Source organism: Maribacter litoralis, from assembly GCF_003075045.1.
GTDB lineage: Bacteria > Bacteroidota > Bacteroidia > Flavobacteriales > Flavobacteriaceae > Maribacter > Maribacter litoralis.
In genome coordinates, this window is sequence record NZ_QCZD01000002.1 from 213820 (window position 1) to 238166 (window position 24347).

Sequence of the window (24347 nt, forward strand, 5' to 3'; positions counted from 1 at the left end):
AAAAGTTGCCTGTAATAATTATGTAGACTTTTAAACAAACTATAACATGGGTAATTATTTTGATAACCTTAGTTGAAAACTTTACATTTGCCGAAGTAAAAAAATAATTAAAGAACATAATGAACATACCAGCTGAATTAAAATATACAAAAGACCACGAGTGGGTTAAGATAGATGGTGATATTGCTACGGTAGGTATTACAGATTTTGCACAAGGTGAATTAGGTGATATTGTTTATGTAGAAGTGGACACTTTAGATGAAACTTTAGATCGTGAGGCTATTTTTGGAACTGTTGAAGCGGTAAAAACGGTATCTGATTTATTCTCTCCTTTATCTGGTGAAATAGTTGAATTCAATGAAGGTTTAGAAGATGAGCCGGAAAAAGTGAATTCAGATCCTTATGGTGAAGGATGGATGGTAAAAATTAAGTTCAGTAACGCAAGTGAGCTAGAAGATTTGCTAAGCGATGTTGCGTATAAAGAGATTATAGGTGGTTAAAAACACTTTTTTTAAAGTACTTTTTGTAAGCTGGATCATGTTCGTAACATTTTCCAGCTTATTTTCTTTATCAGGTGTTGGTGCCTCTAGGTTCAATATACCGCATATGGATAAAGCTGTACATTTTACCTTTTACTCGGTTATGGTAGTTCTGGGGTACATGGCAATAAGGAATAAAACCGACCAACTCGAGAAGCGATCTAAGTTGTTGTGGTACATCGTTTTATTTGCTGTATTATACGGCATAATTATTGAGGTATTACAACATGTATTAACGACGGATAGGCATGGTGATCCTTTTGATGCATTGGCAAATTCAATAGGAGCATTTGTAGGAATGTTTGTAATAAGATTTCTGTTTTTTAGAACACCGTCGTTAAAATGAAAATTTTAGTTGCATTTTTATGGATTAATTAGTTAAATTAGCAATCACTAAATTGAATATATATGGAACCTAAAAAGAATCCAAAGGCGGATTTAACAAAGAACAGCAGTCTTTATTTCGTTATCGGTTTATTTGTAGTAATGTTATTTACTTTTATAGCATTTGAATGGAAAACCTATGATGAGGTAAATGATTATGATATTTCTATGAATGTGGATGATCTTTTAGATGAAGAAGTTCCAATGACAGAACAGATCAAAACTCCACCACCTCCACCGCCACCAGCTGCACCAGAAATTATTGAAGTTGTAGAAGATGAAGAAGAGGTTGAGGAAACTGTAATCGAGTCTACGGAAACTAGTCAAGAAGAAGAAATCGTTGAGGTTGAAGACGTTGTCGTAGAAGAAATCGAAGAGGATGTTGATGTACCTTTCGCAGTTATTGAAGATGTACCTGTATTTCCTGGTTGTGAAAACGAAAGCGATAAAAGAGCTTGTTTCAACAAAATGATTCAAAAGCACATTGGTAAAAACTTCCGTTATCCTGAAATTGCTCAAGAAATGGGTGTTCAAGGTAGAGTTAGTGTAATGTTCGTAATACAGAAAGACGGAAGTATTGGTAACGTTAGAATGCGTGGTCCAGATAAAAACCTAGAAAAAGAAGCTGCTAGAATTATCAGTAAATTGCCAAAGATGACTCCTGGTAAGCAAAGAGGTAGAGCGGTTCGTGTTCCTTTTAGTATTCCGATCAACTTTAAGCTACAATAAGATTATATTAGTATTTATATGTAAAAAGACCCTGAGCTTTGCTCAGGGTCTTTTTTTTTGCTCTAAACTTTTTTAATGAATACCCGTACAAACATCAACGGTATTTGGAGTTTTCTGCTATTTCTTTTTAAGTGCAAATTGTAGCTCCTTCAATAAAGCTAGAAATAAAGGTTTTAGGTTGCAGAAATATGACTAGGGCGTTATCTTTGCAGACCTATTTTAAAAAGTATGAAGACGGCCGTTGGTTCGGCAAAGAATAGTGCATTTGCATTGATTTTTGCCGATTTTAAGGAGATTACTAAAGCTAGATTAGCTATAAGTGTCGTTTTTTCATCCATTGCAGGTTATTTTTTAGGTGCTTACGAAATTCAATGGACACAAGTGCTGTTATTGGCATTTGGTGGATATTGTATGGTTGGGGCCAGTAATGCCTATAACCAGGTCATAGAAAAAGATTTGGATGCTTTAATGAAGCGGACACAAAATAGACCGATCCCAGCTGGGCGCATGTCTGTGAATATTGCCATGACCGTAGCAATTGTTCTTACAGTATTTGGGGTATTGTCTCTTTATCTATTAAACCCCAAAACTGCCATGTTCGGCGCTATTTCAATATTTCTATATACAAGCGTGTACACACCTTTAAAAACGATAACGCCATTGGCGGTATTTGTTGGTGCTATACCAGGTGCTATTCCTTTTATGTTAGGCTGGGTTGCAGCTACCGATGATTTTGGAATAGAACCCGGTACGTTATTTATGATTCAATTTTTTTGGCAGTTTCCACATTTTTGGGCGTTAGGTTGGATGTTAGATGAAGATTATAAAAATGGTGGTTTTAAAATGCTTCCAACAGGCAAAAAAGACGCGGCAACGGTGCTTCAGATAATAATGTATACTATTTGGATGATGGCGGTTTCGATAATTCCCGTATTTGGTATAACCGGTAGATTGCATTTATCGATTGTTTCTGCGGTAATTGTCTTTTTAATGGGGGCTGTAATGTTGGGTTATGCTTTTCAGTTATATAGAAAAAGGGATAATGTATCCGCAAGAAAATTAATGCTTGCAAGTGTTAGTTATATAACCTTGATGCAAATAGTATACGTAGTAGATAAATTTTTAGCTTAATTATGGATTTAACACAAGGAACGGAAGCAGAGAAAAGAGCTAGGGCAAAAAAAATGATGCTCTGGTTCGGTATTATAAGTCTTCTAATGAGTTTTGCAGGTTGGACAAGTGCTTATATCGTAAGTCGCTCAAGAGAAGATTGGATTAGTGAAATTCAATTGCCGAATGCTTTTTTATATAGTACCATCGTTATTATCATTAGTAGCTTTAGTTATATGCTTGCAAAAAAAGCAATTAAAGATGGTGAAGGTGCCAGTGGTACTAAATGGCTTTGGATAACGTTAGGTTTAGGTATTCTATTTGTGTTACTTCAGTTTTCTGGATTTTCACAAATGGTTGCTCAAGGATATTATTTTACGGGACCAACAAGTGGTATTAAAGTATCCTTTGTATTTTTAATAGCAATGGTGCATGTTGTGCATGTTGTAGCAGGTATGATATCTTTATTGGTGGTATTGTATAATCAAAACAAAGGAAAATATAGTCCAGAGAACTATTTAGGTGTTACCTTAGGGGCTACATTTTGGCATTTTTTAGATTTATTATGGATCTATTTAGTGTTATTTATGTTCTTTGTAAAATAAAAATTGAATCAAAATTAGTTTTGGGGCAAATTGCGTTTTTAAATAGTTCAAAAAGATGTAAATTTGCTAAAGTTTTATTAAAACGATAAATAATTATATGAATTCTACGGTGACTACGGGAACGGAAACAAGCGTATGGGGCGGAGGTAATCAACCCTTAGGGGCAAGCTATGGTAAAATGATGATGTGGTTTTTCATTGTTTCGGATGCTTTGACTTTCTCTGGATTTTTAGCAGCTTACGGCTTTTCAAGATTTAAGTTTATTGAAACATGGCCAATTGCGGACGAGGTGTTTACACACGTTCCTTTCTTTCATGGTAATTACCCCATGATTTATGTGGCTTTTATGACTTTTGTTTTAATTATGTCTTCTGTAACTATGGTATTAGCTGTGGATGCAGGTCATAAAATGAAGAAAAACGCCGTTATCTGGTACATGTTTGCTACCGTTATCGGAGGTATTATTTTCGTAGGTTCTCAAGCATGGGAATGGGGTACTTTTATAAAAGGTGATTACGGTGCCTTAGAAACTAAAGGTGGTAGAATATTACAGTTTGTAAAAGCTGATACTGGAGAAAGAGCAGCTATATCCGATTTCGCAGCATCGATTCCCGATTCAAGAGTTGTGCATGAAAAAAAGAACGGTATTTGGTTTTATCAAGAACCAGGTCTTACAAGCGTTTCTTTAAAAGAAGTGGTTGAAGGTTTTAAGGCTGATTCTAATATATTGATCAGAACCGAGACGATTAATGAAGAAGGTGAAAAAACACTTTTAGATAGAAAAGCTTCTTTGGCTAAATTGGCAGATGCTACCCAAGTGGTGGAAGGTGCTAACTTAATTCATAATGAATACGGTAGCAGATTATTTGCTGACTTCTTTTTCTTCATCACAGGTTTTCACGGTTTTCACGTATTTTCCGGTGTAGTGATCAATATTATTATTTGGTTCAATGTTATTCTTGGTACATACGAAAGAAGAGGGCATTATGAAATGGTAGAAAAAGTTGGTTTATACTGGCACTTTGTAGATTTAGTTTGGGTATTCGTATTTACCTTTTTCTACTTGGTATAATCCTTTTAACAATAAACAGCATTACTGTAAATAGAATTTTAGATTAAAGTAACATGGCAGACGGACATAAATTAGAGATTTTTAGAGGGCTTGTAAAGTTCAAATCTAACACACAGAAAATCTGGGGAGTATTAGCTTTTTTGACATTGATAACCGCCGTAGAAGTAGTTTTAGGTATCATTAAACCAGAGTCGTTAACAGATACTTATGTACTTGGAATGAAATTGATCAACTGGGTATTTATTATTTTGACCTTGGTTAAGGCATATTATATAGCATGGGATTTTATGCACTTGCGTGATGAAAAATCTTCTTTACGAAGAGCTATAGTCTGGACTCCGATTTTCTTAGTAGTTTATTTGACATTCATTCTCTTGGTAGAAGCAGATTATATTTATAATGTTTACAAGGATGGTTTTATAAGTTGGAACTTCTAGGTTATAATTAACAATATTAAAAGACGGTTTTATAACCGTCTTTTTTATTTTTGTATACTTTGTATTCAAAGTTTATTACATTGAAAACTATAGTGTATTTCAATAACTTGCCTTTTTAACTTATGAAAAAGACTTTTGTTCTTGTTGTCTTGTTTGTGCTTCCTATAGTAGCATATATGTTCTTTGCTTCTGGGGTTACTAACTTTGGTAAATTGTCTCAGTTGACCAAGAATGTTCAAGAACTGAACTTCTCTTCTGAAACCCAGTTAAAAGATAAAATTACGGTATTGGGTTTCTTAGGCTCTAATGTAGAAGGTAGAAAGGGCAATGCCTTTAACTTGAATCAAAAGATATATAAGCGCTTCTACGAGTTTAACGACTTTCAATTTGTTATGATGGTTGCTCCAGAAGATAAACCTCAAGTAGAAGAGCTTAAAAGGGAGTTGGCAACTTTAGCCGATAATGACAAGTGGAAATTTGTTTATGCAAATAGCAAACAAATAAATACTCTTTTTACCAGTCTAAAGACCGATATTGAATTAGATACTAAAAATAGTAGCCCTTATGTTTTTATCATAGATAAAGACTTGACTTTAAGAGGTAGGTCTGATGATGAAGATGACGGAACCAAATATGGCTTTAATTCAAATTCTGTTGCGGATCTAAATAATAAGATGGTAGATGATATTAAAATTATTTTGGCTGAATATCGTCTTGCCTTAAAAAAGAATAATGCAGATAGATCTAAGTAATGAATAAAAAATACACATACGTTTGGGTTTCGTTAATTGTTCTAATCTTTGGAATCATTGTAATTCCAAGAATAGTAAATAGATTATCTGATGGTTCGGTAGTTGAGAATGACCGTTTAAATACATCTAGCGAAATTGAAAACGAGAAACTTGGTTACATTTTGCTTAATGGTAAACGACGAAGAGTACCTTCTTTTCAATTTATAAATCAAGATAGTATTCAAGTTTCGAATAAGGATTACTTGGGTAAAGTATATGTTGTAGATTTCTTTTTTACAAGATGTCCAAGTATTTGCCCGGTGATGACAACGAATTTGGTGAACATTCAAAAACATTTTGAAAACGAAGAAGACTTCGCTATAGCATCTTTCAGTATTACCCCAAAATTTGATACCCCAGAAGTACTAAGGGAATATCAGGAAAAGTATAATATAAAAGAAGGTAATTGGAATTTAATGACAGGTGACCAAGAAGCTATTTATGATCTTGCAAATGCCGGTTTCAATATCTTTGCTGCAGAAATGCCAGATGCACCTGGTGGGTTTGAGCATTCGGGTTTATTTGCTTTGGTTGATAAAGAGGGCTATTTAAGATCTAGAATAGATGAATTTGGAAATCCTATTGTATATTACCGCGGTGCTATTTTAGAGGAAAAAGGAACCAATGATCATGGTGAAACGGAAGAAATAGGTATTCTAAAAGCCGATATAAAAAAGTTGTTAGAAGAATAAGAGTACAGATATGCAAGGGAAGGTTCAAGACGAGAAAAAATTTAATAGGCTTATTGCAGTGGTTTCTATAATTATACCCATAGTTGTAGCGGTGCTATTTGGGGTTAAATTACCCAATGTCGAACCTTTGTCATTTTTACCTCCTATTTATGCTGCTATAAATGGTTTAACGGCAGTTTTACTTTTAGTGGCTGTATGGGCTATAAAAAATGGTAATGAAAAATTACACCAGAATTTAATGACAACCAATATTGTGTTGTCCTTATTATTTCTGGTAATGTATATTGCTTACCACATGACTTCCGATTCAACGAGTTACGGTGGAGATGGTGCAAATAAATATGTGTATTATTTTATTTTGATAACACATATCGTATTGTCTATCGCATTGATCCCTTTAGTGTTAAGAACCTATGCGATGGCTTATTTGGGCAAGTTTGAAGATCATAGGGCTTTGGCAAAATATACTTTTCCTATATGGTTATATGTTGCTGTTACCGGTGTAGTGGTTTATTTAATGATATCTCCTTATTATGCGTACTAAACAAATATTTTGGATTTTGGCACTGGTTGTTTTTTTGGCTCCAATAGATGTTGAAGCTCAATGTGCTATGTGCAGGGCAGTTCTGGAAAGTGAATCTACCGGAAAAGCTGCAGAAGGAATAAATAACGGTATAGTTTATTTAATGGCAGTACCCTATGTTTTGGTCGCTGGTCTTTTCTATTTTATCTACAGAAAAATGAGAACTTAATACTCATTCTTAATTTTTTTCAAAAAAACTGTAACATTTTCATTATTGGTTAGTCTTATGATTGTGTGACACTTGTGTTACGCTCATCAATCAATCATACTAATCAATCAATCTTATGTTCGATCTAGAACGTTGGCAAGAAATTTTCGATACTATTCGCAAGAATAAACTACGTACGTTTCTTACCGGTCTTTCCGTAGCTTCCGGCATTTTCATTCTGGTTATTTTATTGGGTTTTGGTCAGGGCATGCAAAATGGTATCGCCAAAGAGTTTGAGCAAGATGCGGCTACAAGTGTTTGGGTTTGGCCTGGTGTAACTACAATTGGTTATAAGGGTATGAACCCCGGCAGACCTATTCAGTTTAGAAACGAGAATTATGATATGGCCGGTGTTTTGTTTCAGGAACAAATTGAAAACAAATCACCTAGATTATTTGTTAGAGATGTATTTGTCAATTATGGTAGCGAATCGTTGGCATATAATGTGCAAGGGGTGTCACATCAATTTCAGTTTATAGAGAATGAGTTTATGACCCTTGGCAGATTTCTTAATCAGCAAGATGGTGATGCAAAAGCCAAAGTTGCCATTATCAGTAACAAGATAAATAGGGAGGTGTTTCATGAATTGGAAAGTCCTATCGGCGAGTATTTAGATTTGTCCGGTATTCCTTTTAAGATTGTTGGGGTATATGGTGATATTGGCGGGGAGCGTGAAGAAGATAGAATATATATTCCCGTCAGTACTGCACAACAAGTTTTCAATGGGGCTGATCGTTTAAATAACCTTAGTTATACGCTTCCACCAATGGAAGACTTTGAAGCGGCGGTACAACAATCCATCAAATTTAAGAACGACTTAAAGTCTTATTTGCAAAAAGTACATACGGTAGCTCCAGAAGACACTAGTGCAATACAAGTGTACAACCCTATGGAAGAGGCTAAACGTTTTTATGCCTTAATGGGAGGTATAAAGTTCTTCTTTTGGTTTGTAGGGGTATGTACTATAATAGCTGGTATTGTAGGGGTAAGTAACATTATGCTGATAGTGGTTAAAGAACGCACTAGAGAGATAGGAATTCGAAAAGCACTAGGTGCAAAACCATGGTCTATTGTAGGTATGATTTTGCACGAAGCCATTTTTATTACTGCAATTGCCGGTTTTACGGGACTTATTTTGAGTATGGGGTTACTGGAAATCGTAGGTCCGCATGTAGAAGTAGATTATGTTTTAAATCCGTCTGTGAATTTCAATGTGGCTTTAACAACAGTTTTTGTGCTGATCGTAGCAGGTGCTATTGCTGGGTTTTTTCCGGCTTGGAGGGCTGCCAAAATTCATGTGATCGAAGCGCTTCGTGATGAATAGTTTAAAAGAATTAGGTGTAATTAATATGATATGACCAATGTTCAATAGAGACCGATGGAAGGAAATCTTGGAAGTTTTATCTAGCAATGTTTTTAGAACGTTGGCTACCTCTTTTGGTGTGGGTTGGGGAATTTTTATTTTGATTATTCTACTGGCCGCTGGCAAAGGTCTTGAGAACGGTATTAGGGCAGATTTTGGAGATATAGCTACAAATACAATGTTCATGTGGTCAAGGAATACTACAATGCCTTACAAAGGATTGCCTAAAGGAAGGCGTTTTAGTTTTAAACTGGAAGATGTACAAGCTATCAAAGACAATGTACCCAATTTACGCTTTATATCTCCTCGTAATCAATTAGGCGGTTTTAGAGGGGCGAATAATGTGGTTCGCGGATTGCGTACAGGAGCGTTTAATGTATATGGAGATTATCCTGAAATTATTAAACAAGAACCTATGACCATAACCTCGGGTAGGTTCGTTAACCATAATGATATTAAAGATAAAAGAAAGGTTGCCGTTATAGGCGACGGAGTAAGAAATGAACTTTACGATAAAGGTGAAACGGTATTAGGTACTTATATAAAAATACAAGGTGTCAACTTTATGGTTGTGGGTACGTACCAAAAGAAAGATGATGGTGGAGGTGAAGAGGGTCAAAAAGAAATTTATGTGCCGTTCACTGCTTTTTCACAAGCTTTTAATACCAGTAATGATGTGGGTTGGATGGCCATTACGGCCAATGATGGTAGCTCTATATCTAACCTAAAGGAAAAAATAGTGGGTGTAGTGAAGGAGAAAAGAAAGGTTCACCCAGATGATAAGCGTGCGGTAGGGTACTTTGACCTATACGAACAGTTTAACCGAGTTGAAAGTTTGTTTGGCGCGCTACGTTGGGTTGCCTACTTTGTGGGTGTACTGGTTTTACTTTCAGGAATTATTGGGGTAAGTAATATTATGCTTATCGTCATAAAAGAACGAACAAAAGAAATAGGTATTCGTAGGGCATTGGGAGAAGCACCTTGGTCCATAAAAAAGCAGATTTTAATGGAATCTATATTTCTAACCATCATTTCAGGAATGATCGGTATTGTTTTCGGTGCGGCATTTATTTATGGGGTAAATGCTGTGTTAGATTCCGTAGGTCCGGTAGATATGTTTATTAACCCAAGTGTAAGTTTGGCCGTTGTGGTCAGTGCACTGATCATTTTAGTGTTTTCTGGTTTACTGGCAGGTTTCATACCTGCACAAAGTGCCATTAAGATTAGACCAATAGAAGCATTAAAAACAGAATAATTCATCAACAAAATTTAATCGATCATAAAATGAAAAAGTCAACAACTATTATTGTACTCCTGGTTATTGTTTTCGCCTTTGGCGGATCAATGTTTTATCTCTATTCAAAAAATGCGGAAGACCCTGTTGTCTATTTAACCGAAGAACCTACCAAACAAACTATTATTAAGAAAACGATGGCAACAGGCAGTATTCTCCCTTTGGAAGAAGTGCTTATTAAACCAAATATTTCTGGAGTTATAGAAAAGATATTCGTGGAAGGGGGAGACTATGTGAAATCGGGTGATTTATTATGTACGATAAAGGTAGTCCCTAATTTAAGTGCCTTGAACGATGCTAGAAATAATATTGACGAAGCTAAAATTGATTTAGATGATCAATTACGTAATCTAGAGCGACAAAAGGGCCTTTTCTCTAAAGGGGTAATTTCAAAGGTAGATCTAGAACGTGCCCAGGTAAGTTATGATCAATCTAAACAGTCTTATGCAGCAGCTAATAAAAGATATGATATCGTAAAAACAGGTACAACTTCAGGGTATGGTAATGCTGCCAATACACAGATTAGGGCTACGGTGAGCGGTATGGTCTTAGAAGTGCCGGTAGAGGTAGGTAACCAAGTTATTGAAAGCAATAATTTTAATGAGGGTACTACTATAGCCGCTATTGCAGATGTTGATAAAATGATTTTTGAAGGAAAGGTCGATGAGTCTGAAGTGGGTAAAATAAAAGAGGATCTCCCGTTAGAAATAACCGTTGGTGCAATTGAGGATAAAATTTTTGATGCCGTATTGGATTATATCGCGCCAAAAGGAAATGAAGAAAACGGAGCCATACAATTTGAAATAAAGGGAACGCTCAAAAAACAAGATTCGGTATTTATTAGAGCGGGTCTAAGTGCCAATGCCTCTATTATTTTGGCACGTGCAGATAGTGTTCTGACCGTAAAAGAGGCCTTGGTTCAATTTGATGATGAAACCAAAAAGCCCTTTGTTGAAATCGAATCTGGCGATCAGCAATTTGAAAGACGTGATATTGAATTGGGTATTAGCGATGGTATTCATGTACAGATCAATTCTGGTATTGAGGAAGGGGAGAAAATTAAGGTGTGGAACGAGATAAAGCCCGATGAGCTTGCCGAGAATTAATAAAATAAAAAATATAGTTTAATTGATGTAACAAATTTATGACTGCATAGTCTAATGTATAGACAATGTAAAAATTGTTCAAAACAACAACCAACATGATTCAAATTAAAGATCTTCACAAGTCCTATAAAATGGGCAAGAATTCACTTCACGTTCTAAAAGGCATAAATTTTAATGTAGAAGAAGGGGAGTTGGTAGCTATCATGGGTTCTTCTGGTTCTGGTAAATCAACTTTGCTAAACATACTGGGTATGTTAGATAGTTCTGATTCTGGAGAGTATATACTGGATAATGTTCCAATCAAAAATCTAAATGAAACCAAGGCAGCTAGATATAGAAACAAGTTTTTAGGCTTTGTTTTTCAATCCTTCAATCTCATCAATTATAAAAGTGCTGCAGAGAATGTTGCCTTGCCTTTATACTATCAAAAAGTACCAAGAAAAGAACGTCAAGAAAAATCTTTAAAATACTTGCAGCAGGTTGGGTTGAAAGAATGGGCAGGTCATTTGCCAAGTGAACTTTCTGGTGGTCAAAAACAACGTGTGGCCATAGCAAGGGCATTGGCGGCCGAACCCAAGGTATTACTTGCCGATGAGCCTACCGGGGCATTGGATAGTAAAACATCATATGAGGTTATGGACTTGATACAGAAAATTAACGATGCTGGAAATACGATACTAATTGTTACGCACGAACCTGATATTGCCGATATGTGCAAGCGTATTGTTCATTTAAAGGATGGGATTATTATTGAGGATAAGAAAATAGAACAAGTAAGAGCCGAGCAGTATGTTTGATAGAGACATTTGGCAAGAAATATATCATAGTATAAGCAACAACAAGCTTAGAACTTTCCTGACCGGATTTTCTGTGGGCTGGGGTATATTTATTTTGGTACTGCTTTTAGCTTCTGTAAAAGGTATGCAGAATGGTTTTACCTTACAGTTCAACGATGATGCTACAAATTCAATTTTTGTTAGAACAGGAACGACCTCAATGGCATATGGAGGTTTTGAGGCAGGTAGAAGAGTTCAATTGACCAATGATGATATTGAATACATCAAAAGAAGTTTTCCAAATGATATAGAGTACATAAGCCCTAGAGTTTATCAAAATACATCGGCACGTTATAAGAGCGAAACGGGTAGTTATAATATTCAGGCCGTTTACCCAGATCACCAGGCAATAGAAAAAACCATAGTTAATAAAGGACGATTCATCAATACCAATGACTTGCTTAATGCCTCAAAGGTTGCGGTGATTGGTAGAAAGGTAGAGGAGGACTTGTTCAAGAACGAAGACGCTATAGGTAAATTTGTAGAGTTCAACGGTCTCCCGTTTAGGGTCATCGGCACATTTACCGATGACGGTGATGATAATGCAGAACGTAACATCTATGCACCTACAAGTACTTACCAAAGAATGTACGGTCAAACAGATCATATTGATCAAATAGCATTGACCTATAACCCAAACTACGATCTAACCGAAGCACTTGCTTTTTCAGATAGATTGGAGAGTGTTTTTAAAAGAAGATTTAAAATAGCTCCACAAGACCAAGCGGGTATAAGAGTCTTTAATTACGCAGAGGTATTTGAGAATATCAGCAATTTTACTGGTGGGTTAGATGTTGCAGTAATTATCGTTGGTCTGTTGATTTTGTTATCGGGTATTGTTGGTATCGGTAATATCATGGTATTCATAATCAAGGAAAGAACAAAAGAAATAGGTGTACGTAAAGCTTTGGGAGCAGAGCCATGGTCAATTATAAAGCTTGTATTGTTCGAGTCTGTTTTTATAACGGCATTGTCAGGTTTTATTGGTTTGGGTATAGCAACAGGCTTATTGGCCGCCATTGGTCCAAATATTCAGACCGATGCTTTTGCAAATCCGTCCGTAAGTATGTCTATGGTAGTAACAGCTACTATAATATTAGTAGTAGCAGGGGTGCTGGCAGGGTTGATTCCCGCAATGAAGGCAGCTAAAGTAAAACCGATCGTAGCATTAACCGATAAATAATATGTGGATACTAGATAGAGATTTATGGTCAGAGATTTTTGCCACATTAGGTAAAAACATGTTCCGGACATTTTTAACCATGTTAGGGGTTATTATTGCTATGGTCATATTAGTGCTTTTATTAGGTGGAGCCAACGGTATGAGTAATGGCTTTCAAAAAATATTCGCAGGTACGGCATCCAACAGTCTGTTCGTTTGGAGCCAAAGCACATCTGAACCCTATAAAGGATTTGAAAGAGGACGTAGAATTCAGTTTAAATTAGAAGATGCTACCATTCTTAAAAATCAAATACCTGAAATTGAAGTTCTGGCTCCCAGAATAGAATTAGGTAGTCATAGAGGTGTAGTTACGGTTTATAGAAAGGGACTTACCAGTGGTTCGGCGGTGTATGGAGATTATCCTAACATTGACGAAATCATGAAAAAGAAACTGGTTGAGGGTAGGTTTCTTAACGAGAATGATATGTCCGAGTCTAAAAAAGTATGTGTTATAGGTGAGGAAACTTATAAGTTACTTTTTGAAAAAGGAGAAAATGCCATTGGTGAAGATGTGCGTATCAACGGAGTGTTTTTCAATATCGTAGGGATATACAAACCAAATCAGAATATTAATATTGATGGCGAGAATTCAATTTATATTCCTTTTTCCACTTTTCAAAAAGCCTTTGGTTCGGGGGATAGAATGGGCTGGATGGCAATTTCGGTTGAGGCAGATTCTAAGGTGCCCGTTGTTGAAAGTAAAATCAAGCGATTATTAAAGAATAAATATGATATTAACCCTATTGATGAACGTGCTATCGGCAGTTTTGATATGTCTGAGGTTTTTAACAATGTATCTGCCTTTACCGGGGTGTTACAAGGGGTATCTTTTTTCGTAGGAATATTAACGTTACTTGCTGGGGTAATTGCCATAAGTAACATTCTCTTGATCACCGTAAAAGAACGAACAAAGGAAATAGGAATTAGACGTGCATTAGGGGCAACTCCAAAAGTGGTGAAAAGACAAATTGTTTTAGAATCTATCGTAATTACAGTATTTGCCGGTTTTGTTGGTTTCGCTATTGCCGTTGGTTTCTTGGCATTGGCAAATAATATGATAGGTGAAAATAGCGACATGCCATTTTATAACCTAATGATCAATATTCCGCAGTTCGTTGGTTCCTTTATTTTAATGGTAGGCTTAAGTGTTTTAATAGGATTGATTCCAGCAAACCGTGCCATCAGAATAAAACCGATTGACGCATTAAGAGAAGAGTAACAGACCAAATAAAAAAAGTAAATAACAATCAAATAGTTGAGCATGAACAAGTATGTAAAGTACACATTAATAGGGATATTGATTATAGGTATTCTGGCAGCAGTTGTCTATTTTCTAAAAAAGAATAGTACCCCTTTAAAAACATATGAAACTGAAACCGTAGAGAAAAGAGATATTACCAATAAGGTAGTTGTTACCGGTAAGGTTATACCTCAAGATGAAATTGAGATCAAACCTCAAATTTCAGGGATCATTCAAAAAGTATATTTAGAAGAAGGTGTACAGGTTAAGGCTGGAGATTTGATTGCAACAATTAAAGTTGTACCTAACGAGCAGTCATTGAACCAGGCACGTGGTAGGGTAAATAATGCTAAAATTGCATTGAACAATACAAAAATCGAATATGATCGTAATAAATCTTTGTTCGATAAAGGAGTAATCTCCAGTCAAGATTTCAATGCATTGCAACTTCAATATGATCAGGCTACGCAAGAGTTACAAAATGCACAGGCAGATTATCAAATTATTAGAGTTGGTTCTGCAGGAGGTTCTTCGAGTGCCAATACCAATATTAGAGCGACAGTAACCGGTACATTATTGGAGATACCTGTTGAAGTGGGTGATCAGGTTATTGAAAGTAACAATTTTAACGATGGTACCACAATTGCTTTTATCGCTGATATGTCAAAAATGATTTTTGAAGGTGAAGTAGATGAGGCAGAAGTTGGTAAGCTAAAAGTGGGCATGCCATTAGAGATTAGTATGGGTGCTTTGCAAGATGAGAAATTCGATGCAAAATTGAAATTCATAGCTCCCAAAGGTGTTGAAGAAGAAGGAGCCGTTCAATTTAGAATTGAAGGTGATCTTGCGGTTTCTGACAGTACAAATATAAGAGCGGGTTACAGTGCAAATGCGGCCATTGTTTTAGAAGAGAAAAAAGACGTGCTTTCTATTAAAGAAGCGTTGTTGCAGTTCGACAAGGAAACCAACAAACCTTATGTAGAAGTTGAAACGGGAGAGAACGAGTTTGAAAAAAGAGAGTTGGAACTTGGTGTTAGTGATGGTATTGACGTAGAAATACTTTCTGGTCTCGATGAAGACGCCAAGATAAAGGTCTGGAACAAATTAGAGGCTAAAAGCGACGGAGAGGGACCAAGGGAAGATTAAGAACAATCAATCAAATCAAAAAACGAATCGTTCAACCTATGTATAGGTTGTATTAAAAATGAATCAAATGAAAGTAAAAATCACAGGATTACTACTATTATGTTCTGTAGTGATGGGTATGGCGCAACAAAAGAAGTGGACACTAGAAGAGTGCGTTCTTTATGCTGTTGAGAACAACCTTACCGTAGAACAATATGAATTGGATTTAGAGAACGCTAAAATTGACGAGTCTGATGCCATTGGCGCACTTCTACCAAATTTAAACGGTTCAGTAAGTGCTTCGGCAAATACGGGACTTGCATTAGACCCAACGACAAATAACTTGGTGTCTGCCACAATTTTTTCTGCTTCGGGCAATATGACTTCATCGGTAACCTTATTTGATGGTTTACGAAATTATAACCGTATCGAAAAAGCAAAATTGAATGGTATTGCCAATCAGTACCGTTTAGATGATATAAAGGATGATATAAAATTAAATGTAGCCAATGCATATTTACAGGTGTTGTCCAATAAAGAATCTTTAAAGGTTTTTAAAGCGCAATTAGCGGTTACAGAGCAAGATTTAAAACGTACCAAAGAATTGGTGGAATCTGGTGTAGTGGCTCGTGGTGATTTATTGGAAATTGAAGCAACGGCTGCAGGTCAAGAACAGCAAATAATCAATGCGCAAAATTTAATATTGATTTCCAAGCTTAACTTGGCACAGTTACTTAGTATAACCGATTACGAAAATTTTGATATTGCAGATGAAGAGTTCGATATTCCTCCATCTGATATTTTAAATAATTCTGCCAAAATCATTTTTGATACGGCATTGACATTTAGAAATGATATTAAAATGGCTTTGTCTGGTGTTGAACTTGCGCAAAAAGATCTAGAGATTGCAAAAGGTGCTAAGTACCCAACAATAGATGCGTTTATTAATTACAATACTAGATATTCAGATCAAAACAATGATCCTTTTACAGGCGAGAAAATTCCGTTTAAAGATCAGCTGTATATCAACGATGGTATTTCTTATGGCGCACAAATGAGTATTCCGATATTTAATGGGTGGAGTGTTAGAAATAATATTAAAAGATCACAGATAGGTGTTGATTTAGCTCAAATAGAGTATGAAAGAACAAAACTACAATTAGAGACAGATGTGAACCAGGCATACGTAGATGTAACCAGTTTTTATAAGGCATATGAAGCTGCTCAGAAAACGTTGGAAGCAAGAAGCCTTGCCTATCAATATTCAAAAGAGCGTTTTGATGTAGGTTTGATGAATGCATTTGATTTTAGTCAAGCGCAGGCACGAGTAGATAATGCCGAAGCAGAAGTTATTAGAACGAAGTACGACTATATTTTTAGATTAAAAATATTGGAATTCTATTTTGGTATTCCTATTTCCTTAGAATGAATACAATAGTTAGTGATAATTAAGCCTGTAACATTTTAAAGTTACAGGCTTAATCATTTTGTAGTATGTAATACCTTTGTATTATGGGAATATTATTAAACCTAGAGACATCATCTACCAATTGTTCTGTCTGTATAGCTAAAGACGGAGAAATACTTGCAATACAAGAATTAAATTCTGCTAACTACTCGCATGCAGAAAAGCTTCACCTATTTATTGAAGAAGTAGTACAAGAGGTTTCTCTGAAAATGGAAGATATAGAGGCTGTAGCGGTAAGTAAAGGTCCGGGTTCTTATACAGGACTCAGAATTGGAGTTTCCGCTGCAAAGGGCTTATGTTATGCGTTAGGCATCCCGTTAATATCTGTCTCAACTCTAAAAAGTATGGCATCGCAAATTAAAATCAAAGAAGATGAGGTTTTGATACCTGTTTTAGATGCGAGACGTATGGAGGTGTATTCTGCTATATTCGATGCTGACCTACACCAAATAAGGGAAACCAAAGCTGAAATTATAGATGAAAATTCCTTTGTGGAATACATCAACGATAAATCTGTTCATTTTTTAGGAAGCGGAGCAGAGAAAATAAAGGAGTTGTTTACTGATGCATCAATAAATTATCACTGTGACGTAGTTCCGTCCGCTAGAGAAATGGCTTCTATTTCAGCGGATAAATTTAATGCATCGGAATTTGAAGATGTAGCGTATTTTGAACCCTATTATCTTAAAGACTTTGTACTTCAAACCAAGAAGGCAAAATCGTAAAAATCCAATAAAAAAGGTCCTTGTTTAAAAAGGACCTTTATTTATATAAAATTTCGAAATAACTTAAGCCTGTACTTGAGTAATAACTCTTTGAGGAAATGGAATTTCAATTCCTGCTTCGTCAAAACGTTTTTTTGTTTCTTCTCTTAGATAAAAGTGTGCTGGCCAAAACTTATCGTTACTTGCCCACCATCTTAATGAAATATCTACCGAGCTATCTCCTAAATTTCCAACATATACTTCTGGTGCCGGTGATTTTGCAATTTTATCATTTTCAGCACATATTTGAAGTAAAATTTCTTTCGCTTTTTTGATGTTGCTACTGTACCCAATACCAATTACAAAATTTTCACGTCTTGTGCCTTCACCGTTATAGTTAACGATATTGTCATTTGATAATTTTCCGTTAGGTATAATCGCTATCTGGTTTTCAAAGGTATTTAGTTTTGTGGTGAAAATAGAAATCTCTTTGACAGATCCGCTAACACCTTGGGCAGAAATCCAATCTCCTATTTTAAATGGCTTGAACAATAAAATTAGTACGCCACCCGCAAAATTTGCTAAAGAACCCTGTAATGCCAAACCTATTGCTAAACCGGCAGAAGCCAATATAGCGACCAATGAAGAAGTTTGAACCCCTATTTGGGTAATAACCAATACAAATAAGATGATTTTTAAGGCTATACTGATGAAACTTTGCAGAAAAGATTCCAATGCTTGATCATAATCTTTCTTGGCAAAGAATTTACGAACTAGTTTATTAACTACTCTAATAATATAAATACCTATTAATAAGGTAAAAATCGCCCACAATAAATGCGGTAAAGCAGCCCAGATCCACTCTATTGCTTTGTCTGCATGTTCTTTAATGTTTGTAATCTCGTCCATAAAAATAAATGTTGTTTAAAGGGGGGTTAACTTAATTATACCTTTTTGACTAGATGTTACTTTTAGGTCATTATTCTGTTAATCGATCGAACTAATAAGATCCAAGGCTTTTGATGGTTCTTCTACGGGCATTTGACAGCTACCGTGATTGCACACATATATAAGCGTCTTGTTCATAACATACCTATTCATTAATAGCGGTAAGTTACTAGTCTTAGCATTTGAAGCAGCAAAGATAGTGTTCGGTAGGTAGTTCTTCATAAGGTTTTTGCATATGAGTTCAAAGTTTTCACCTATAGCGACCACTTCAAAGAAATTCTCGCTCATAAGCTGCGCCAAGTGAAGCCAGTTAGCATGATTTTGTGGGTTTTTAGTGATTGCAGGCTTCATTGTTTTCATGATGGTATTCAGTAGAACATCTAAATTATCTTCTGGAAAATATTTAGATAACTTATGCAGATTATGAGCCATTATAGAGTTTGATGAGGGTATTACATTGTCTGCAACTTCAATCGTTTTTCGAATTAATTTGTCTTCTTTGTTAGATGTGAAAAAGAATAGTCCGGTTTCGGTATCGGAGAAATGATCGATAACATAGTTGGTTAACCGTAAGCTTTCGTTTAGCCATTTTTCATCAAAGGAAATTTCATATAACCCAATAAAAGCATCTATTATAGATGCGTAATCTTCTAGAAAGCCATGAATGGTGCTTTTACCGTTTTTATGATTATGATACAAACCTCCGTCATTCATACTCATTTTGTCTAAGATGAAATCAGCATTTTTTAAAGCGAGTTCTATATATTTTTCTTTTTCTAAATAACGGTGGGCATCTGTAAGACCTTTTAATGCAAGTCCGTTCCAAGAGGTTAGTATCTTATCATCTAATCTTGGTTTTTTACGTTTTACCCTTTCTTTTTTCAAAAGGGCAAGAGAGTTTGATATGATTTCTTTTAACTCTATTTTAGTGATGGAATGCTTCATGGCAATATCCAAAGCTTCCCCATCTCTTATTAACACATGATTGTCCTCTTCCCACAAGCCATAAGAGTTGATGTTGAAATAATCGGCAAAAATGGGGTAGTCACTCTTTAATATGTCTTTTAACTGACTTTCTTGCCAGACATAGTATGCGCCTTCAACTAGTTTGTTATCAGTAGTTAAACTGTCGGCATCTAACGAAGAATAAAATCCATTTTTTTTGTCCAGTAGTTCTTCTTCAAGAAAAGTAACACTATCTTCTACGATACTTTTGTAAAGCTCATTTTTAGTAGCGGCATACGCGTTGGAGTACAGGCTAATCAATAGCCCGTTGTCATACAGCATTTTTTCAAAATGAGGAACATGCCATTTGGTATCAACTGAATATCGAGAAAAACCACCACCTACATGATCAAAAATTCCGCCCCATGCCATTCTGGTTAAAGTGGTATTCACGTATTCACGAATATTCCCATCTTCCTTAACGTGCGAATAATGCAGAAGAAAATTAAGGTTCACAGGCATCATAAACTTAGGTGCTCGCTTATATCCGCCTAAAAATGTATCGAAATAGTTAGACCAATCGGCGACCATATTATCTATTTCCTCACCTTGAATAAAATCTTGATTGTTTTCTGTAACTATTGCATTAATCTCCTTAAGGCCATGTGCCATATTTTCGGCATAGCCAATGATTTTTTTGGGATCTTCAATGTATAATTGTTGTAGTTGGTTCAGCACCTGAATCCAATCTTGTTTTTTTGCATAGGTAGCGCCCCAAAAAGGTCTGCCGTCGGGTAGCGCCAATATGTTTAATGGCCAGCCGCCACTACCGGTCATCATTTGGAGTGCATCCATATAAATATGGTCAATATCCGGCCGTTCTTCCCTGTCGACTTTTATATTGATGAAATGTGCATTCATGGTTTCTGCAACTTCTTCATCTTCAAAACACTCATGCTCCATTACATGGCACCAATGACACGCTGCATAACCTATGCTGATCAATATTAGTTTGTTCTCGTCTTTTGCTTTTTGCAATGTGGCATCGTTCCAAGCTTCCCATTGCACGGGATTGTGGGCATGCTGCAATAAGTACGGACTACTTTCTTTTATAAGGTTATTGGTATGCTTCTGTGGAGTTGGCATAAAAAGGGTAATTAGTTTTAAGACAAAAAAAGCGCCGAAAGGCGCTTTTCTATATGCTTATTTTATATTATTTCACTTCAAAAGTGATTTTTACATTTACTCTGTAATTTTTGATTTTTCCATCTTCAACGGTTGCACTTTGCTCGTTGATATATACAGACTTGATGTTTTTAACGGATTTAGATGCTTCTGCAACTGCTTGCTTTGCTGCATCTTCCCATCCGTTGTCAGAATTTGCTAAAATTTCGATTACTTTTAAAACTGCCATAATTAATGATTTTTAGATTTCCTACAAGTTACGAAAATAGAAGGCAATCTTTAATTCATTTAAATCGATAATTAGCCGTTAAGCGCAACTACCTCGTTCACCTTATCTCCCATCATATTTTTCAGCATTGTTTCTATACCGTTTTTAAGGGTGAATGTGGAGGAAGGACAACCGCTACAGGCTCCCTGTAATATTACGTTCACCGTTTTACTTTCGGTATCGTAAGACTGAAACATAATATTACCACCATCACTGGCAACGGCAGGCTTTACATATTCTTCTAAAATATCAACAATTTCCTGTGAGGTTTCATCAAGTTCTACCGTGCTTTCTGCGGTAACCGTTTCAGATACTTGGGCTTCTGCACCAATTGCTTTTGCATTATCTGCGACAATTTGCTTGCCGTCGGTAATAAAGTTTCTTATGACCTCGCGTAATTCTATTGTAATATCGTCCCACTCGGCAACTTCGTATTTAGAAACAGAAACGTAATTTTCGTCTATAAATACCTGTTTTACAAAAGGAAACTGAAATAGTTCGGTAGCCAATTTAGAATCTCTAGCTTCATCAATATTTTTGAACTCAAAAGCAGAACCTACAATTTTTTTACTGGCTACGAATTTCATTGTAGCTGGGTTAGGGGTTACCTCGGCATATACGGTTACTGGAATGGGTTTGTCCAGGTCCTCTTCGATAACAATTGGCTCACCTGCATTCAAATACTCAACTAACTGCTGGGCCACTTCATCTTTAACATCTTCCCATTGTACAATATCATAACGCTCCAGCCCAATAAAATCACCAGAAATGTAAACGGTTTTTATGAATGGAAGGTAAAATAATTGCTGTGCTAAAGGGCTATTTTTGGCTTCGTCAATATTTTTAAATTCGTAGTTTTTTCGCTGAACTAACAGGTGGTTAGTTTCAAACTTTAATATATGTGGGTTGTTGGTCTTTACTACAGTAATTGAATACTCTTTCATCTCTCAAATAATTTATGCAAAAATACAAAGGAAATCTTAGTTTGCACCAACATAATAATGTTCAGGTTAACTCGTTATTAACTTTATATTATAGAAACTAAGCTTTAGTTTTAAAGTCCCAATATGAAATACCAAATTCTATTATTGTTTACCGTGCTTATGATCGGCCTTAAATCTAACGCACAAGAAGGTATTCCTGTATATTTCGATTATTTGTCCGATAACTACTATTTGGTTTTTCCATCTATGGCCGGTATTGGTGAAGGAGGTAAGATTAGAGCGACTGCTAGAAAGCAATGGTTTGATGTTGATGATGCTCCAAGTTTACAGACTATAAATGCCCATTTTAGACTAGGTGATTCACCAAGTGGTATTGGTGCGATAATTTTTAATGATGCCAATGGCTATCATTCACAGACCGGATTAAAGCTTACCTATGCTCACCATTTAAGAATGGGGGGTAGTGATGTAAGACAATTAAATCAACTATCTTTTGGTTTAAGTGCAACAATATTACAAAGCAGTTTAGATGAAACAGAATTTAGGTCTGTGACACCGGATCCCGCTGTTTCAGGTATAAAATTGAGTTCTTCTTATTCTAATGTTGATATTGGAGTTTCATATAATTACGGTGAATTTTACTCTCATTTTGCAGTAACAAATGCATTAACGGGTAGCAAAAGAAACTTGTATTATAGGGATAGAGATGATAACCCAGATGAGTTGGTTATTGACAATATTAGAAGGTTTTTAGTATCTGCTGGTTATATTTTTGGAAGAAGTGAGTGGCAAGTAGAACCTTCTGTGCTTTTTCAGTTGACCGAGTTTACAAAAGAAAAGACAATGGATATAAACGCCAAAGTTTATAAAGATGTTGATTTTGGACGTATTTGGGGCGGACTTTCCTATAGAAGAAGTTTTGATGGAGCACAGTATCAAACCAACGGTACTTTTGGAGAACAACGTTTACAATTAATTACCCCAATAGTAGGTGCCAACATTAAGAATTTCATGGTTTCTTACAATTATTCTTATCAGATGGGAGATATTCGTTTTGATAATGGCGGGTTTCACCAAATAACTTTAGGGTACGATTTTGGGCAAACAGAACGTAAATATGATTGTTACTGTCCAGCGGCCAATTAAAAGGCCTACTTGTTTTAAGTAGACCCTATAACATTGAATACTTATTCCCAATTATAATTTTTTGATTCGGCTTGCTTTTTAATTGCCTTGACCATGGCATTCTCCAATTCACCCGATTTCTCTCCTTCTTGATGTTCGGCGATATATGATAATCGTTTCGAATTATATGCTTGTATTTCTTTTTGTATCTGTACTCTTTCGGTTTTTTTGGTCTCTATATATTTTTTTATTTCATCCTCATTTTTATTTTTTAAAACATCAGGTAAATCATCTTTTTCTATAGCGCTAATTTCAAAAGCATCATCCTCATAGGCATCGACCAAATCCCATTTTTTGTTGTTATATAATCTAGAGCTTTTGCTAACCGCTCTTTTAACGGCAACTGCTTCTTCCATTTCTAAGGCATTTTCATCTTGAACAGATTGGGCTTTGTATTTGGTTTGACCTAAAGACCCATAGGAAATATAGGTAGTGTTCAATTTTGAATTTAATTTAATTATGATGTCATCATATGGGGTGTTAATATGAACTATCTCTTTGTTGTGGTCTATGGCCATATATTCTCCACCGGTCATTGTAGCTCCTTTTTTCCAATTTGTATTAATGCCCAATTCGTAATTACCACAGAAAATGGTGTTAACCGTTACCCCTTTTTCATTTGCATTGGTAAGTGCTGTTGTATAGTTATATCTTCCTTGGTTGAAAGGTTCGTTACCGGCAATGAAAATCATACGTAACAAATCTGGGTTGTTGTTCCAAGGTAATTGTTGTAACGACGTTTGTAATACTTTGCCACAATACTCTTCACCACCATTGGTAGTTAGTGAAAAGAGTTTTTCGGAAATTTCATCAAGATCACTGCTAAAACCTAAAACTTGCTGTATATACCCTTCGTTTGCTGAAAGATTGTCGTTGCCATATTGGTAAATTGCAATCTGTAATTTCGGTCTGGCGTCATTTTTGCATTTGGCTAAACTGAATTCATTTACAATATCCCATAATTGAGATTTAGCTTGGCTTATTAAACCGTCCATGCTATTGCTGGTATCTAATAATAAAGCGATTTGAACAATGTTGTCTTTTTTTGGTTCTGATGTATTCGTTGCTTGTGCAATTAGTTCAATTGGTTTTTTGTTCTCATTGAAATTACATGCATATACCGAAGAAAGAGTCAATAATGCTATACTCATTAACCCAAGTGGTTTTAAAATTTTCATAGTTTTCGTTTTTAAATTCAGGTCCAAACTAAGAGCAAAGAATTTCTTAGAATAGTAGAAATGAGTGAAAGGACCTTTTAGTTTAGTTAAGTGACTAAATGGGTTTGTTAACGCATAAATACAGTTAGAAAAAGTACATGATTTGCAAATGCTTCATTTTTTTGTGCCATAATAATCAGCTAAGTT

General features: G+C 35.7%; 26 protein-coding genes. 21 read left to right on the forward strand and 5 right to left on the reverse strand.

Annotated features, from left to right (window positions below):
• Nucleotides 1-119 precede the first annotated feature (119 nt).
• The 20 genes from gcvH to tsaB all read left to right on the forward strand — a co-directional run bounded on the left by gcvH (nt 120) and on the right by tsaB (nt 17529).
• A complete protein-coding gene (gcvH, locus tag DCS95_RS08190; protein WP_116770324.1) occupies nt 120-500 on the forward strand; it encodes a glycine cleavage system protein GcvH in 381 nt (126 codons plus the stop codon).
• 37 nt (nt 501-537) lie between these two features.
• A complete protein-coding gene (locus DCS95_RS08195) occupies nt 538-885 on the forward strand; it encodes a VanZ family protein (RefSeq protein WP_116770325.1) in 348 nt (115 codons plus the stop codon).
• A gap of 62 nt (nt 886-947) precedes the next feature.
• The gene (locus DCS95_RS08200) at nt 948-1652 is read left to right on the forward strand and encodes an energy transducer TonB (RefSeq protein WP_116770326.1); all 705 of its coding nucleotides are present in this window, start codon (nt 948-950) and stop codon (nt 1650-1652) included.
• A 228-nt stretch (nt 1653-1880) separates the two neighbouring features.
• Complete coding sequence (gene cyoE / locus DCS95_RS08205) at nt 1881-2783, forward strand: heme o synthase (protein ID WP_116770327.1); 903 nt, start codon at nt 1881-1883, stop codon at nt 2781-2783.
• Between the two features lie 2 nt (nt 2784-2785).
• The gene (locus tag DCS95_RS08210; RefSeq protein ID WP_116770328.1) at nt 2786-3367 is read left to right on the forward strand and encodes a cytochrome c oxidase subunit 3; all 582 of its coding nucleotides are present in this window, start codon (nt 2786-2788) and stop codon (nt 3365-3367) included.
• A 97-nt stretch (nt 3368-3464) separates the two neighbouring features.
• Nucleotides 3465-4439 carry a cytochrome c oxidase subunit 3 gene (locus DCS95_RS08215; RefSeq protein WP_116770329.1) on the forward strand — a complete coding sequence of 325 codons (975 nt, stop codon included), beginning with the start codon at nt 3465-3467 and terminating at the stop codon, nt 4437-4439.
• A gap of 53 nt (nt 4440-4492) precedes the next feature.
• The gene (locus tag DCS95_RS08220; RefSeq protein ID WP_116770330.1) at nt 4493-4876 is read left to right on the forward strand and encodes a cytochrome C oxidase subunit IV family protein; all 384 of its coding nucleotides are present in this window, start codon (nt 4493-4495) and stop codon (nt 4874-4876) included.
• A 122-nt stretch (nt 4877-4998) separates the two neighbouring features.
• The gene (locus DCS95_RS08225) at nt 4999-5628 is read left to right on the forward strand and encodes a hypothetical protein (RefSeq protein WP_116770331.1); all 630 of its coding nucleotides are present in this window, start codon (nt 4999-5001) and stop codon (nt 5626-5628) included.
• The gene (locus DCS95_RS08230; protein WP_116770332.1) at nt 5628-6359 is read left to right on the forward strand and encodes an SCO family protein; all 732 of its coding nucleotides are present in this window, start codon (nt 5628-5630) and stop codon (nt 6357-6359) included. The genes DCS95_RS08225 and DCS95_RS08230 overlap by 1 nt, the downstream gene beginning before the upstream one ends.
• A 10-nt stretch (nt 6360-6369) precedes the next feature.
• Nucleotides 6370-6903, forward strand: coding sequence for a DUF420 domain-containing protein (locus tag DCS95_RS08235; protein WP_116770333.1), 534 nt, complete (start codon nt 6370-6372; stop codon nt 6901-6903).
• Nucleotides 6893-7111 carry a hypothetical protein gene (locus DCS95_RS08240; RefSeq protein WP_116770334.1) on the forward strand — a complete coding sequence of 73 codons (219 nt, stop codon included), beginning with the start codon at nt 6893-6895 and terminating at the stop codon, nt 7109-7111. Before DCS95_RS08235 ends, DCS95_RS08240 begins: the two co-directional genes overlap by 11 nt.
• 115 nt (nt 7112-7226) lie before the next feature.
• Nucleotides 7227-8474, forward strand: coding sequence for an ABC transporter permease (locus DCS95_RS08245; RefSeq protein ID WP_116770335.1), 1248 nt, complete (start codon nt 7227-7229; stop codon nt 8472-8474).
• A gap of 37 nt (nt 8475-8511) precedes the next feature.
• Nucleotides 8512-9768 (forward strand): ABC transporter permease, encoded by a 1257-nt coding sequence (locus tag DCS95_RS08250; RefSeq protein ID WP_116770336.1) that lies wholly within the window; start codon nt 8512-8514, stop codon nt 9766-9768.
• A gap of 29 nt (nt 9769-9797) precedes the next feature.
• A complete protein-coding gene (locus DCS95_RS08255) occupies nt 9798-10913 on the forward strand; it encodes an efflux RND transporter periplasmic adaptor subunit (protein WP_116770337.1) in 1116 nt (371 codons plus the stop codon).
• Nucleotides 10914-11008: 95 nt separating this feature from the next.
• On the forward strand, nt 11009-11710 hold the full coding sequence (locus tag DCS95_RS08260; protein ID WP_116770338.1) for an ABC transporter ATP-binding protein: 702 nt from the start codon (nt 11009-11011) through the stop codon (nt 11708-11710).
• Complete coding sequence (locus DCS95_RS08265; protein WP_116770339.1) at nt 11703-12932, forward strand: ABC transporter permease; 1230 nt, start codon at nt 11703-11705, stop codon at nt 12930-12932. The genes DCS95_RS08260 and DCS95_RS08265 overlap by 8 nt, the downstream gene beginning before the upstream one ends.
• Before the next feature lies 1 nt (nt 12933).
• Nucleotides 12934-14190, forward strand: coding sequence for an ABC transporter permease (locus DCS95_RS08270; RefSeq protein WP_116770340.1), 1257 nt, complete (start codon nt 12934-12936; stop codon nt 14188-14190).
• Nucleotides 14191-14232: 42 nt separating this feature from the next.
• Entirely contained in the window at nt 14233-15357 is a 1125-nt protein-coding gene (locus DCS95_RS08275) for an efflux RND transporter periplasmic adaptor subunit (protein ID WP_116770341.1), read from the forward strand.
• 67 nt (nt 15358-15424) lie between these two features.
• The gene (locus DCS95_RS08280; protein ID WP_116770917.1) at nt 15425-16765 is read left to right on the forward strand and encodes a TolC family protein; all 1341 of its coding nucleotides are present in this window, start codon (nt 15425-15427) and stop codon (nt 16763-16765) included.
• An 83-nt stretch (nt 16766-16848) separates the two neighbouring features.
• On the forward strand, nt 16849-17529 hold the full coding sequence (gene tsaB, locus DCS95_RS08285) for a tRNA (adenosine(37)-N6)-threonylcarbamoyltransferase complex dimerization subunit type 1 TsaB (RefSeq protein ID WP_116770342.1): 681 nt from the start codon (nt 16849-16851) through the stop codon (nt 17527-17529).
• A gap of 63 nt (nt 17530-17592) precedes the next feature.
• Here tsaB and DCS95_RS08290 read toward each other — a convergent pair whose 3' ends face one another.
• The 4 genes from DCS95_RS08290 to DCS95_RS08305 form a co-directional block, all read right to left on the reverse strand.
• Nucleotides 17593-18417, reverse strand: a complete 825-nt coding sequence (locus DCS95_RS08290) for a mechanosensitive ion channel family protein (protein WP_116770343.1) — start codon at nt 18415-18417, stop codon at nt 17593-17595.
• 78 nt (nt 18418-18495) lie between these two features.
• Entirely contained in the window at nt 18496-20547 is a 2052-nt protein-coding gene (locus DCS95_RS08295) for a thioredoxin domain-containing protein (protein WP_116770344.1), read from the reverse strand.
• 67 nt (nt 20548-20614) lie between these two features.
• Entirely contained in the window at nt 20615-20815 is a 201-nt protein-coding gene (locus DCS95_RS08300; protein ID WP_116770345.1) for a dodecin family protein, read from the reverse strand.
• Between the two features lie 71 nt (nt 20816-20886).
• Nucleotides 20887-21798, reverse strand: coding sequence for a NifU family protein (locus tag DCS95_RS08305; protein WP_116770346.1), 912 nt, complete (start codon nt 21796-21798; stop codon nt 20887-20889).
• Nucleotides 21799-21921: 123 nt separating this feature from the next.
• On the opposite strand from DCS95_RS08305, the gene DCS95_RS08310 reads away from it, so the two are divergent.
• Nucleotides 21922-22944, forward strand: coding sequence for a PorP/SprF family type IX secretion system membrane protein (locus DCS95_RS08310; protein ID WP_116770347.1), 1023 nt, complete (start codon nt 21922-21924; stop codon nt 22942-22944).
• A gap of 41 nt (nt 22945-22985) precedes the next feature.
• On the opposite strand, the gene DCS95_RS08315 is transcribed toward DCS95_RS08310, so the two are convergent.
• Nucleotides 22986-24161 (reverse strand): vWA domain-containing protein, encoded by a 1176-nt coding sequence (locus DCS95_RS08315; RefSeq protein WP_116770348.1) that lies wholly within the window; start codon nt 24159-24161, stop codon nt 22986-22988.
• Nucleotides 24162-24347: the final 186 nt, after the last annotated feature.